An 11,011-nucleotide genomic window follows, 5' to 3' on the forward strand; every position below is an offset into this window, starting at 1 on the left:
CATCTCCAAATATTTTTATTACCTTAAGAACCCTTGATAATGACGCATTACTAACTGCGATTCTATTTGTTTTATAGTTTCTATAGCAACATTTACAATTATTAGCAAACCAGTGGCACCAAAATATATACCTTTAAAATTAGTGTGAGATTGCGCTATCATTGGTACTACTGCTATTAGTCCAGCAAAAGCTCCACCAAGTATTGAAACTTTAGCAAGAACCTTTTCTATATGTTCAGTTGTAGGTTCTCCCGGTCTTATTCCTGGTATAAATCCTGATGATTTATGCATGTTTTCCGACATTTCTTCAGGTTTTAAAGTAACTTCTGTATAAAACCAAGTAAAGAATATTGTCAATAAGAAATATGTTAATGCATATTGCCAACTGCCATCTACAAATATACTAAACTTACCTGTAGTTACAAATTTATAGAAAGCTGAATTTGGCCAAAATTGACCTATCGTCATTGGGAACTGCATAACAGATATTGCAAAGATTATTCCAATAACTGCTGATCCATTTACATTAATCGGAATGTGAGTGGATTGACCTTTATAAAGTTTTCCACCTGACGTTTTTCCTGCATATTGTATAGGAATTCTTCTTTCTGATAAAGTCATAATTACTACAGATACAAACATTGCAAATGCTACTACAACCAATACTACAAGTTCAATAAAATCAACTTGCTCCATTTTTTGAAGTCCAAAAATTTGGTTAAGTGTGGTTGGAAATCTAGAAACAATATTCACAAATATCAAAAGAGAAATACCATTTCCAATTCCACTGTCAGTAATTCTGTCACCAAGCCAAATCAAAAACGTTGAAGCTGTAGTTAAAGTTAGTATTATCAAAAATGCATTAATCTTATTACTTGGATCATGAAGTGCATTAGCTCTAGCTATTATAATATATGTACTAATAGCTTGAATAGCTGCCAAAGGCACTGCAGCATATCTTGTATATTGCTGTATCTTCTTTCTACCATCGTCTCCTTCTTTAGAAAGCTGTTCTAATGCAGGAACTGCAATTTGTAATAACTGCATTATGATAGAAGAGTTGATGAATGGTACAACACCAAGCGCAAATATACTAAATCTACTGAATGCACCACCTGCTATCAAATCATAAAATCCAAATAGCGATCCACCTTTAGTTAAATCAGTAAGCTTTGTAGTATCAATTCCAGGAACAGGAATAAAATTTCCCATCCTGAAAATTGCTATCATTAGTACTGTAAACAATAATCTTTTTCTTAACTCCGGAACTTTCCAGGCATTACGCAAGGTTGATAACATCTACTATATCACCTCAACTTTTCCTCCAAGTGCCTCTATCTTTTCTATAGCTACTTGTGAGAATTTAGCAGCTTTTACAGTTAGTTTTTTCTGTAAATCGCCATTTCCAAGTATCTTAACACCATTCTTTGCTTTTCTTACCATTCCTTTTGATAATAGTAATTCTGGTGTAACTTCAGTGCCATCTTCAAATATGTTTAATCTATCAACATTTATAGTTGAAAACTCTTTTGCAAATATATTTGTAAATCCTCTTTTAGGAAGTCTTCTGAATAAAGGCATTTGTCCGCCTTCAAAACCTAATCTAACTCCACCGCCAGATCTAGCTTTTTGTCCTTTTTCACCTTTACCAGCATTTCTTCCTAAACCTGAACCAGTACCTCTTCCTACTCTTTTAGGAGATTTTCTTGATCCTGCTGCTGGTTTTAATTCATGAAGTTTCATTTCAACTTACACCTCCTCTGTTTTATGCTTCTTCTACCTTTAAAAGATAGCTAACTTTATTTATCATACCTTTAATTTGAGGAGTATCCTCATGTTCTACAATTTTTCCTATTTTCTTTAATCCAAGAGCATTAACAGTAGCTATGTGATCTTTTTTTCTTCCTATTAAACTCTTAGTTAAAGTTATTTTAAGTTTAGCCAAGGTTCTTTCCCCCCTAACCTAAAATTTCTTCAACAGATTTACCTCTAAGATTAGCAACATGTTCTACTGTTCTTAATCTTGATAAACCGTTTATAGTGGCATTAACCATATTTCTTGGATTGTTAGATCCTAAAGATTTAGCTCTAACATCCTTTAACCCTGCAAGTTCAAGTACTGCTCTAGCAGGACCTCCTGCTATAACTCCTGTACCTTCTGATGCTGTCATTATAAGTACTCTTCCAGTACCAAATTCACCTTGTATATCATGTGGTACTGTTGTACCAACCATTGCAACTTCTACTAAATTCTTTTTAGCATCTTCGATGCCTTTTCTGATTGCTTCAGGTATTTCTATAGACTTACCAGTTCCTACACCTACGTGTCCGTTCTCATCACCAACAACTACAAGTGCACTAAATCTAAAGTTTCTACCACCTTTAACAACCTTAGCAACTCTGTTTATAAATACAACTTTTTCTTTAAGATTTAAAGTGCTAGGATCGATTCTCATTTATTTCCCTCCTTCTTTAGAATTGTAAGCCAGCCTCTCTTGCACCTTCTGCAAGATTCTGCACTCTTCCGTGGTATACATATCCGCCTCTATCGAAAACTACTTCTTTTATTCCATGTTCAATAGCTCTCTTAGCTATTATTTCACCAACTTTTTTAGCTGATTCTTTATTACTGCCTATGCCTTCGAAATCTTTATCCAAAGTTGAAGCAGAAACTAAAGTTTTTCCATTTATATCATCTATTATTTGAGCATATATATTTTTTTCACTTCTATATACTGCAAATCTAGGTCTTTCAGTTGTTCCAAAAATTTTCTTACGAACTCTAAGATGACGTCTTACTCTAGCTTTTTTTCTGTCGTCTTTATTGAACATAAAAGTCACTCCTTTCTATTATTTCTTACCAGTCTTACCTTCTTTACGTCTTATAACTTCATTTTCGTATTTGATACCTTTTCCCTTATAAGGTTCAGGCTTTCTCCAAGTTCTTATATCTGCTGCAACGGCACCAACTAATTCCTTATCAATACCTCTAACAATAACTTTAGTAGCGGCAGGTGTTTCAAATACTACGCCCTCAACTGGTTCTATTTCAACTGGATGTGAATATCCAAGATTCATTACTAATTTTTTACCTTGTAACTGAGCTCTGTAACCAACACCTACTAACTCTAGTGTTTTTGCATACCCTTCAGTTACTCCGATAACCATGTTATTTATTAGTGCTCTTGTTAATCCGTGAAGAGCTCTTACTTGTTTTGCATCGTTGTCTCTTGTAACTATTACATGATTGTCTTCAATAACTATGTTTACATCATTGCTCATTGCTCTAACAAGCTGGCCTTTTGGTCCCTTCGCAGTAACAACGTTGTCTGGTGTTACTGTAACAGTTGCGCCACTTGGTATAGCTACTGGGAGCTTTCCTATTCTTGACATGATTACACCTCCTGTATTCCTATAGGTACATAATAAACATCACATGTTATATGACCTAACTACTTTAACATAGCAATAATATTTCTATATTGCTTCTATTTATATACTTAAATTACCATATGTAGCAAAGAACTTCTCCGCCTACTCCAAGTTTTGTTGCTTCTCTATCTGTAACAATTCCATTTGAGGTTGATATTACAGCTATTCCCAAGCCATTTAAAACTTTTGGTATTTCTTCTTTTCTGCAATAAACTCTTAGTCCTGGCTTAGAGATTCTCTTAAGACCAGTTATAACTCTTTCTTTACTTTGACCATACTTCATTGCAAGTCTTAGCATATTAACAGAACCATCTGTATATTCCTCTACGTCTTTTATATATCCTTCTTGAAGCATTATATTTAAAATAGCCTTCTTTATGTTAGAAGAAGGTACTTCTACTATTTCATGTCTAACTATATTTGCGTTTCTTATACGTGTAAGTAAATCTGCGATAGGATCAGTCATTACCATTTATTGTGCCTCCTTTCATTAACAATTATCATTACCAACTTGCTTTTCTACATCCTGGTATTTCACCTTTGTAAGCAAGTTCTCTGAAACAAATACGGCATATACCAAACTTTCTTAATACAGAATGAGGTCTTCCACAAATTCTGCATCTAGTGTAAGCTCTAGTTGAATATTTTGGGTCCTTATTCCATTTTTCTATTAAAGCTTTACGTGCCACGCTTTTCCCTCCTTATTTCTGAGTGAATGGCATTCCAAGGAATCTTAATAATTCTCTTGCTTCTTCGTCAGTGTTTGCAGTTGTAACGAAGATTATATCCATACCTCTTACTTTGTCTATTTTATCATATTCTATTTCTGGGAACATTAACTGCTCTTTAACTCCTAATGAATAATTTCCTCTTCCATCAAAAGCTTTATCTGAAATTCCTGAGAAATCTCTAACTCTTGGTAAAGCAACATTCATTAATTTATCTGCAAATTCATACATTTTATCTTTTCTTAATGTAACTTTGCATCCTATTGCCATATCTTCTCTTATCTTGAAGTTAGCAATAGATTTTTTTGCTCTTGTTAAAATTGGTTTTTGACCTGTAATGATTGTTAAATCACTTACTGCTGCTTCTAAAACCTTTGGGTTATCCTTTGCTTCACCGACACCCATATTGATAACTATTTTCTCTAGCTTTGGTATTTCCATTACATTTTTATATCCAAATTTATCCATTAAAGCCGGAATTACTTCCTTCTGGTATTTTTCTTGTAATCTTGTGATCATTATTTCGCCCTCCTTTCAAAGATTAGAATGTTTCTCCGCACTTTTTGCAAACTCTAACTTTAGTTCCATCTTCTAGTAATTTATGGCTTATTCTTGTTACTGTTTTACATTTGTCACAGTACAACATTACTTTTGAACTATATATAGGAGCTTCCTTTTTAATTATTCCGCCCTGCATATTTGCTTTATTTGGTTTCTGATGTTTTGTTACTTCATTAATACCTTTAACAAGTACTTTTCCTGTCTTAGGCATTACAGCTAAAACTTCTCCTGTTTTACCCTTATCTTTTCCGGATATAACCATAACCGTGTCTTTTTTTCTAACATGTATTTTATTTAATGCCATTATAGCCACCTCCTTATCTTATAGAACTTCAGGTGCTAATGATAATATTTTTGTAAAATCTTTATCTCTTAGCTCTCTTGCAACTGGTCCGAAGATACGAGTTCCCTTTGGGTTTTTATCTTCTTTTATTATAACAGCTGCATTTTCATCAAATCTAATGTAAGAACCATCAGCTCTTCTCAAGCCTTTAACTGATCTTACTACAACTGCCTTTACCACTTCACCTTTTTTAACAACACCGCCTGGTGTTGCACTTTTAACGCTAGCAACTATTATATCACCAATGTTTCCCCATTTTCTTTTGGAACCACCTAATACTCTTATACACATAATTTCCTTAGCACCGGAATTATCTGCAACTTTCAACAATGTTTGTTGCTGAATCATTGAAAATACCCTCCTTTCAGCTTTATCTACTATTTAGCCTTTTCAACTATTTCTACAAGTCTCCATCTCTTATCTCTTGATAATGGTCGTGTTTCCATTATTAAAACTCTGTCATTAATTTTTGCTTCATTATTTTCATCATGAGCTTTAAATTTAGTTGTTCTATTAACTGTTTTTCCATATAATGGGTGACGAACTTTTGTTTCTATTGCAACTACTATTGTCTTATCCATTTTATCAGAAACAACTCTACCTATTTTTGTTTTTCTATTTCCTCTTTCCACAGAACAAACCTCCTTTCAGTCTATGCCCTTAGCTCTTCTTCTCTAAGGATGGTCTTAATTTGGGCTATAGATTTCTTTACTTCTTTGATTCTCATTGGGTTCTCTAATTGACCTGTGGCTAACTGAAATCTTAAGTTGAATAATTCGGCCTTAAGATCTCCTAGTTTACCTTGCAAGTCTAGGGGGTTGCTTTGTCTTAATTCTTGCAATTCTTTAGCCTTCATTATTTTCACCACCCACTTCTTCAAAATCTCTCCTAGTGACAAACTTTGTCTTTAAAGGTAACTTATGTGATGCAAGTCTCATAGCTTCTCTTGCAGTAGTTTCATCAACACCTGATAACTCGAATAATACTCTACCTGGTTTAACAACGGATACCCAATATTCTGGTGATCCTTTACCAGAACCCATACGAGTTTCAGCAGGTTTTTCTGTAACTGGCTTATCTGGGAAAATCTTTATCCAAAGTTTTCCTCCTCTTTTAATGTATCTATTAATAGCTATTCTGGCAGATTCTATTTGATTGCTTGTAATCCATCCGCACTCAGTCGCCTGTATAGCAAAATCTCCATATGCTATAAAGTTTCCTCTTGTAGCTTTGCCCTTCATTCTACCACGTTGTACTTTACGACGTTTAACTCTTTTAGGCATTAACATATGATATCCCTCCTTCCTATGCGTTAACTTCTTCCTGATTTTGAGCTACTTTCTTAACTGGAAGAATTTCTCCTCTATATACCCATACTTTAACTCCGATTTTTCCGTATGTTGTATCTGCTTCTGCAAATCCGTAGTCTATATCAGCTCTTAATGTTTGTAGTGGAATTGTACCTTCATGATATTGCTCAGTTCTTGCTATTTCAGCTCCGCCAAGTCTTCCTGAACATGAAGTTTTAACTCCCTTAACACCTGTTTTCATTGCTCTTTGAATAGTTTGTTTCATTGCTCTTCTGAAAGAAATTCTCTTTTCCAATTGTTGAGCTACGCTTTCAGCCATAAGCTGTGCATCGCCTTCTGCTGATTTAACTTCAACTATATTTATTAAAATGTTTTTATCAGTAACTATTTTTTGAAGGCTAGCTTTTAAAGCATTTATTCCTGAACCGCCTTTTCCTATTACCATACCAGGTTTAGCAGTAAATATGTTTAACTTAACTCTCTTAGCTGCTCTTTCAATCTGAATTTTTGAAACCCCAGCTGCAGCAGTTTTAGCCTTTACAAATTCTCTGATTTTATTATCTTCCACTAGGTTATCTGCAAAATTTTTCTTATTTGCATACCATTTAGCATCCCAATCCTTAATTACGCCAACACGTAAACCATGTGGATGTACTTTCTGTCCCATCTATTTCCCTCCTTCTTAAGCTCTTTCTTTAACAACTAGTGTTACGTGACTAGTTCTTTTCTTTATTCTGAAAGCTCTTCCTTGAGCATGTGGTCTAAATCTCTTTAATGTTGGTCCTTGACATGAATATGCCTCTGCAACATATAAATCATTTATATCCAAACTTAAATTATTTTCTGCATTTGCAACAGCTGACTTTAAAACTTTATTAACAACTTCAGCTGCATCTTTTGGAGTATACTTTAATATAGCAAAAGCTTCATTTACATTCTTTCCTCTTATTAAGTCAAGAACAACTCCTATTTTCATTGATGACATTCTTACATACTTAACTATAGCTTTAGCTTCCATAGATATTACCTCCTTTCTAGACTATTTTAACTTACTTGATTTCTCAGTTCTATCTATATGTCCTTTAAATGTTCTAGTTAATGAAAACTCTCCTAATTTATGTCCTACCATATCCTCTGATATATACACTGGAACATGCTTTCTTCCATCATGTACTGCAATTGTATGACCTATCATTTGTGGAAATATAGTTGAACTTCTTGACCAAGTTTTTATAACTTTCTTTTCACCTTTTTTATTCATTTCATTTATTCTATTTAAAAGCACTTCTTGAACATAAGGTCCTTTTTTAACTGATCTGCTCACGATTTGGCCTCCCTTCATACAACAGTTAATAGATAGCGAAGAGAATTTACTATTCTCTTCCTACTATTTTCTTCTCTTAATAATGAATCTATCTGAATATTTCTTATGTTTTCTAGTTTTATATCCAAGAGCTGGTTTGCCCCATGGAGTCATTGGACTTGCGTGTCCGACTGGTGATTTACCTTCACCACCACCATGTGGATGGTCATTAGGATTCATTACAGAACCTCTAACTGTAGGTCTAACACCCATATGTCTCTTTCTACCTGCTTTACCAATGTTTGTGATTTCATGAGTTAAGTTTGAAACTGTTCCTATAGTTGCTCTGCATTCTATTTTTACATATCTCATTTCACCACTTGGAAGTCTTAAAGTAGCATATCCGCCTTCTTTAGCCATAAGTTGAGCTGATGTTCCAGCTGATCTAACAAGCTGAGCTCCCTTACCAACAGATAATTCCACGTTATGAACAACTGTACCAACAGGTATATTCTGTAGTGGAAGACAGTTACCAGTCTTTATATCAGAATCTGCTCCTGATACTATAGTATCTCCAACTTTTAATCCAACTGGAGCTATTATGTATCTCTTCTCACCATCAGTATAAACTACAAGAGCTATATATGCAGATCTATTTGGATCATATTCTATTGTAGCTACTTTAGCTGGAACTGAATCCTTATTTCTCTTAAAATCTATCACTCTATATTTTTGTTTTGCTCCGCCACCAATATGACGAACTGTTATTTTACCGTTTGCATTTCTACCACCACTTTTCTTTAATGCAACAAGAAGTGATTTTTCTGGCACATTTGTAGTTATTTCTTCAAATGTACTAACAGTCATATTTCTTCTTGAAGGTGTGGTAGGGTTAAATCCTTTAACTGCCATCGGTATTCCCTCCTTTTTAAGCTTATCTGGTTTCTAACCAATACCGCTATATTTTTTAATTACATTCCTTCAAAAAACTCTATTGTCTTACTATCTTCTGTTAGCTTAACAACAGCTTTTTTATAGTCCGCTCTTTTTCCTATGTGTACGCCAACTCTTTTTGTTTTTCCCATGTATCTTGCTGTTTTAATATCTTCAACTTTAACTCCAAATACATCTTCTACTGCTCTTTTTATCATTGATTTATTAGCGTGTATATCAACTACAAAGGTGTATTTTTTATCACTCATTGAAGACATGCTTTTTTCTGTTACAATAGGTCTTCTTATGATATCATAATTAGTTAATTTCATTATGCATACACCTCCTCAATTTTTGATACAGCATCCTTAGTTATTACAAGTTTTTCATACTTTAACAAGTCATATACATTAAGATTGTTAACTGGTAGTATTTCTACACCTTGTATGTTTCTTGCTGATTTATATGCATTTTCGTTTGATTCAGATGTAACTATTAATGTTTTCTTTGCATTTAATGCACCTAACATTTTTACTACTTCTTTTGTTTTTGGATTCTCTAATTCTAAATTTTCCAAAACTACTATCTGCTCATCATTAACTTTGCTTGTAAGAGCTGATTTCATAGCCACTCTTCTCATTGACTTTGGAACTGAAGTTCTATAATCTCTTGGTTTTACTGCAAAAACCATACCACCATGAATCCATTGTGGTGCTCTTATTGAACCCTGTCTTGCTCTACCAGTTCCTTTTTGTCTCCAAGGTTTGATTCCGCCTCCAGAAACTTCAGATCTAGTCTTAGCTGATTGAGTTCCTTGTCTTTTATTCGCAAGTAATGCAACGACTACTTGATGTAATGCATATTGATTTACTTCAACTCCAAATACGTTATCTGAAAGTTGAACATCTCCAACTTTTTTACCTTCTTTATTAAATAATCCTACTGTAGGCATTCTGTATCCTCCTTTCTACCAAAACTTAAGCTTTAACTGTATTTCTTATTACTACAAAGCCTTTATTAGGTCCTGGTACTCCACCTTTTATTAATATAATGTTTTTCTCAGGCATAACTTTTGCAACTTCTAGGTTTAATACTGTTGTATTTACATTTCCCATATGTCCTGGTAATTTCTTATTTTTAAATGTTCTTGATGGGTCTGATGAAGCTCCCATAGAACCTGGTGCTCTATGGAATTTAGAACCATGGGACATAGGTCCTCTTTGTGCATTCCATCTCTTAATTGTACCTTGGAATCCCTTACCTTTAGAAACTCCAGACACATCTATTTTTTCTCCTGCTGCAAATACATCTGCTTTTATTTCCTGTCCTACTTCATATGCATTTATGTCTTCAAGTCTTACTTCTTTTACAAATCTCTTTAAAGCAGCACCAGCTTTTGCAAAGTGTCCTTTTATTGGTTTGTTTACAAGTTTTTCTCTTATATCAGCAAAGCCTAATTGTATAGCCTCATAGCCATCTTTTTCTGTAGTTTTCTTTTGAACAACTACACATGGGCCTGCTTCAATTACTGTAACAGGAACTATTTTCCCGTTTTCATCAAATATTTGAGTCATACCAAGTTTTTTACCTAGTATAGCCTTTTTCATACTCTGCACCTCCTCAACGTATTAGCGGATCGTCATAAACGGTCATAATCGTTAGTAATAGTTATCTATTACAATTATAATTTTATTTCGATATCTACACCTGCTGGTAAGTCTAATCTCATTAGAGCATCAACAGTCTTTGGTGATGGACTTATTATATCTATAAGTCTTTTGTGTGTTCTTATTTCGAACTGTTCTCTAGAATCTTTATACTTGTGTACAGCTCTTAGTACAGTTACAACATCTTTTTCTGTTGGTAGTGGCACTGGTCCTGCTACCTTTGCACCTGTTGTTTTTGCTGTTTCTACAATTTTTTCAGCTGATTGATCTAATATGTTGTGATCAAAAGCCTTTAATCTAATTCTTATTTTTTGTTTTGCCATTTCTATTTCCCTCCTTTTCATGCACGCTTTACTTCTTACGTACAACAGCGGATTGGTTATGTAAACTGTTCCGGGTGTTTCTTTATTTTATACAAAAATATAATTACGCATAAAAAAATACCCTCGCAAAACCACCGTCGCCTGGTTCAAGACCTCGGCATACTCAGTCAAGAATTACCCGGAAGCCCGGCAACCTCTTGCCTCATCGCTGTTATCACAATACAACTTCTTAATTATACAATATATTTTTATATTTGACAAGTATTTTTTATTTATAAAATGGTTTAAATTCTTTTATAAAAAAGGAAAGAGCGTCCTCTTTCCTTTTTCTACTGAATGCATTCAAATTTTAAAATCAAAAATTACTCAACAATTTTAGTAACAACACCTGAACCTACTGTTCTTCCGCCT

22 protein-coding genes are annotated in these 11,011 nt (G+C 34.0%); all 22 read right to left on the minus strand.

What is annotated here, in order from left to right:
* Positions 1-18: 18 nt before the first annotated feature.
* The gene (gene secY / locus EG57_RS0216920; protein WP_032078354.1) at positions 19-1,299 is read right to left on the minus strand and encodes a preprotein translocase subunit SecY; all 1,281 of its coding nucleotides are present in this window, start codon (positions 1,297-1,299) and stop codon (positions 19-21) included.
* A gap of 3 nt (positions 1,300-1,302) precedes the next feature.
* Positions 1,303-1,743 carry a 50S ribosomal protein L15 gene (rplO, locus tag EG57_RS0216925; protein WP_032078355.1) on the minus strand — a complete coding sequence of 147 codons (441 nt, stop codon included), beginning with the start codon at positions 1,741-1,743 and terminating at the stop codon, positions 1,303-1,305.
* A gap of 22 nt (positions 1,744-1,765) precedes the next feature.
* Positions 1,766-1,945, minus strand: a complete 180-nt coding sequence (gene rpmD / locus EG57_RS0216930) for a 50S ribosomal protein L30 (RefSeq protein WP_029160303.1) — start codon at positions 1,943-1,945, stop codon at positions 1,766-1,768.
* A gap of 13 nt (positions 1,946-1,958) precedes the next feature.
* A complete protein-coding gene (rpsE, locus tag EG57_RS0216935; RefSeq protein ID WP_007062387.1) occupies positions 1,959-2,456 on the minus strand; it encodes a 30S ribosomal protein S5 in 498 nt (165 codons plus the stop codon).
* A gap of 16 nt (positions 2,457-2,472) precedes the next feature.
* Positions 2,473-2,832, minus strand: a complete 360-nt coding sequence (rplR, locus tag EG57_RS0216940; RefSeq protein ID WP_007062386.1) for a 50S ribosomal protein L18 — start codon at positions 2,830-2,832, stop codon at positions 2,473-2,475.
* A gap of 18 nt (positions 2,833-2,850) precedes the next feature.
* Complete coding sequence (gene rplF, locus EG57_RS0216945; protein ID WP_032078356.1) at positions 2,851-3,393, minus strand: 50S ribosomal protein L6; 543 nt, start codon at positions 3,391-3,393, stop codon at positions 2,851-2,853.
* Positions 3,394-3,505: 112 nt separating this feature from the next.
* Positions 3,506-3,904, minus strand: coding sequence for a 30S ribosomal protein S8 (rpsH, locus tag EG57_RS0216950; protein WP_032078357.1), 399 nt, complete (start codon positions 3,902-3,904; stop codon positions 3,506-3,508).
* A gap of 31 nt (positions 3,905-3,935) precedes the next feature.
* Positions 3,936-4,121 carry a type Z 30S ribosomal protein S14 gene (locus EG57_RS0216955; protein WP_029160299.1) on the minus strand — a complete coding sequence of 62 codons (186 nt, stop codon included), beginning with the start codon at positions 4,119-4,121 and terminating at the stop codon, positions 3,936-3,938.
* 12 nt (positions 4,122-4,133) lie between these two features.
* A complete protein-coding gene (gene rplE, locus EG57_RS0216960; protein WP_032078358.1) occupies positions 4,134-4,679 on the minus strand; it encodes a 50S ribosomal protein L5 in 546 nt (181 codons plus the stop codon).
* Between the two features lie 22 nt (positions 4,680-4,701).
* Positions 4,702-5,025 carry a 50S ribosomal protein L24 gene (rplX, locus tag EG57_RS0216965; protein WP_032078359.1) on the minus strand — a complete coding sequence of 108 codons (324 nt, stop codon included), beginning with the start codon at positions 5,023-5,025 and terminating at the stop codon, positions 4,702-4,704.
* Between the two features lie 18 nt (positions 5,026-5,043).
* Positions 5,044-5,412 (minus strand): 50S ribosomal protein L14, encoded by a 369-nt coding sequence (gene rplN / locus EG57_RS0216970; RefSeq protein WP_007062380.1) that lies wholly within the window; start codon positions 5,410-5,412, stop codon positions 5,044-5,046.
* Between the two features lie 29 nt (positions 5,413-5,441).
* Entirely contained in the window at positions 5,442-5,696 is a 255-nt protein-coding gene (gene rpsQ / locus EG57_RS0216975) for a 30S ribosomal protein S17 (protein ID WP_007062379.1), read from the minus strand.
* A gap of 20 nt (positions 5,697-5,716) precedes the next feature.
* Complete coding sequence (rpmC, locus tag EG57_RS0216980; protein ID WP_007062378.1) at positions 5,717-5,920, minus strand: 50S ribosomal protein L29; 204 nt, start codon at positions 5,918-5,920, stop codon at positions 5,717-5,719.
* The gene (gene rplP, locus EG57_RS0216985; protein WP_007062377.1) at positions 5,910-6,353 is read right to left on the minus strand and encodes a 50S ribosomal protein L16; all 444 of its coding nucleotides are present in this window, start codon (positions 6,351-6,353) and stop codon (positions 5,910-5,912) included. Before rplP ends, rpmC begins: the two co-directional genes overlap by 11 nt.
* Before the next feature lie 16 nt (positions 6,354-6,369).
* A complete protein-coding gene (gene rpsC / locus EG57_RS0216990; RefSeq protein ID WP_032078360.1) occupies positions 6,370-7,041 on the minus strand; it encodes a 30S ribosomal protein S3 in 672 nt (223 codons plus the stop codon).
* A gap of 15 nt (positions 7,042-7,056) precedes the next feature.
* Positions 7,057-7,392, minus strand: coding sequence for a 50S ribosomal protein L22 (rplV, locus tag EG57_RS0216995; protein ID WP_032078361.1), 336 nt, complete (start codon positions 7,390-7,392; stop codon positions 7,057-7,059).
* Between the two features lie 21 nt (positions 7,393-7,413).
* Complete coding sequence (gene rpsS, locus EG57_RS0217000) at positions 7,414-7,698, minus strand: 30S ribosomal protein S19 (protein WP_007062374.1); 285 nt, start codon at positions 7,696-7,698, stop codon at positions 7,414-7,416.
* A 63-nt stretch (positions 7,699-7,761) separates the two neighbouring features.
* Positions 7,762-8,589 carry a 50S ribosomal protein L2 gene (rplB, locus tag EG57_RS0217005; RefSeq protein WP_032078362.1) on the minus strand — a complete coding sequence of 276 codons (828 nt, stop codon included), beginning with the start codon at positions 8,587-8,589 and terminating at the stop codon, positions 7,762-7,764.
* 59 nt (positions 8,590-8,648) lie between these two features.
* Positions 8,649-8,942, minus strand: coding sequence for a 50S ribosomal protein L23 (rplW, locus tag EG57_RS0217010; RefSeq protein ID WP_029160295.1), 294 nt, complete (start codon positions 8,940-8,942; stop codon positions 8,649-8,651).
* The gene (gene rplD, locus EG57_RS0217015; protein ID WP_032078363.1) at positions 8,942-9,562 is read right to left on the minus strand and encodes a 50S ribosomal protein L4; all 621 of its coding nucleotides are present in this window, start codon (positions 9,560-9,562) and stop codon (positions 8,942-8,944) included. Before rplD ends, rplW begins: the two co-directional genes overlap by 1 nt.
* 25 nt (positions 9,563-9,587) lie before the next feature.
* Positions 9,588-10,217 (minus strand): 50S ribosomal protein L3, encoded by a 630-nt coding sequence (rplC, locus tag EG57_RS0217020; RefSeq protein WP_032078364.1) that lies wholly within the window; start codon positions 10,215-10,217, stop codon positions 9,588-9,590.
* A 74-nt stretch (positions 10,218-10,291) separates the two neighbouring features.
* Positions 10,292-10,600 carry a 30S ribosomal protein S10 gene (rpsJ, locus tag EG57_RS0217025; RefSeq protein ID WP_007062369.1) on the minus strand — a complete coding sequence of 103 codons (309 nt, stop codon included), beginning with the start codon at positions 10,598-10,600 and terminating at the stop codon, positions 10,292-10,294.
* Positions 10,601-11,011: the final 411 nt, after the last annotated feature.

The organism is Clostridium drakei (assembly GCF_000633595.2).
Lineage (GTDB): Bacteria > Bacillota > Clostridia > Clostridiales > Clostridiaceae > Clostridium_AM > Clostridium_AM drakei.

Bases quoted from the DNA above. Each gene is read 5' to 3' on its own strand.
- rplC (WP_032078364.1), bottom strand. From the start codon at position 10,217: ATGAAAAAGGCTATACTAGGTAAAAAACTTGGTATGACTCAAATATTT.
- rplX (WP_032078359.1), bottom strand. From the start codon at position 5,025: ATGGCATTAAATAAAATACATGTTAGAAAAAAAGACACGGTTATGGTT.
- rplD (WP_032078363.1), bottom strand. From the start codon at position 9,562: ATGCCTACAGTAGGATTATTTAATAAAGAAGGTAAAAAAGTTGGAGAT.
- rplB (WP_032078362.1), bottom strand. From the start codon at position 8,589: ATGGCAGTTAAAGGATTTAACCCTACCACACCTTCAAGAAGAAATATG.
- rpsJ (WP_007062369.1), bottom strand. From the start codon at position 10,600: ATGGCAAAACAAAAAATAAGAATTAGATTAAAGGCTTTTGATCACAAC.
- rplV (WP_032078361.1), bottom strand. From the start codon at position 7,392: ATGGAAGCTAAAGCTATAGTTAAGTATGTAAGAATGTCATCAATGAAA.
- rpsE (WP_007062387.1), bottom strand. From the start codon at position 2,456: ATGAGAATCGATCCTAGCACTTTAAATCTTAAAGAAAAAGTTGTATTT.
- rplN (WP_007062380.1), bottom strand. From the start codon at position 5,412: ATGATTCAGCAACAAACATTGTTGAAAGTTGCAGATAATTCCGGTGCT.
- rplO (WP_032078355.1), bottom strand. From the start codon at position 1,743: ATGAAACTTCATGAATTAAAACCAGCAGCAGGATCAAGAAAATCTCCT.
- rplR (WP_007062386.1), bottom strand. From the start codon at position 2,832: ATGTTCAATAAAGACGACAGAAAAAAAGCTAGAGTAAGACGTCATCTT.
- rplE (WP_032078358.1), bottom strand. From the start codon at position 4,679: ATGATCACAAGATTACAAGAAAAATACCAGAAGGAAGTAATTCCGGCT.
- secY (WP_032078354.1), bottom strand. From the start codon at position 1,299: ATGTTATCAACCTTGCGTAATGCCTGGAAAGTTCCGGAGTTAAGAAAA.
- rpsH (WP_032078357.1), bottom strand. From the start codon at position 3,904: ATGGTAATGACTGATCCTATCGCAGATTTACTTACACGTATAAGAAAC.
- rplF (WP_032078356.1), bottom strand. From the start codon at position 3,393: ATGTCAAGAATAGGAAAGCTCCCAGTAGCTATACCAAGTGGCGCAACT.
- rpmC (WP_007062378.1), bottom strand. From the start codon at position 5,920: ATGAAGGCTAAAGAATTGCAAGAATTAAGACAAAGCAACCCCCTAGAC.
- rpsC (WP_032078360.1), bottom strand. From the start codon at position 7,041: ATGGGACAGAAAGTACATCCACATGGTTTACGTGTTGGCGTAATTAAG.
- rplW (WP_029160295.1), bottom strand. From the start codon at position 8,942: ATGAAATTAACTAATTATGATATCATAAGAAGACCTATTGTAACAGAA.
- rplP (WP_007062377.1), bottom strand. From the start codon at position 6,353: ATGTTAATGCCTAAAAGAGTTAAACGTCGTAAAGTACAACGTGGTAGA.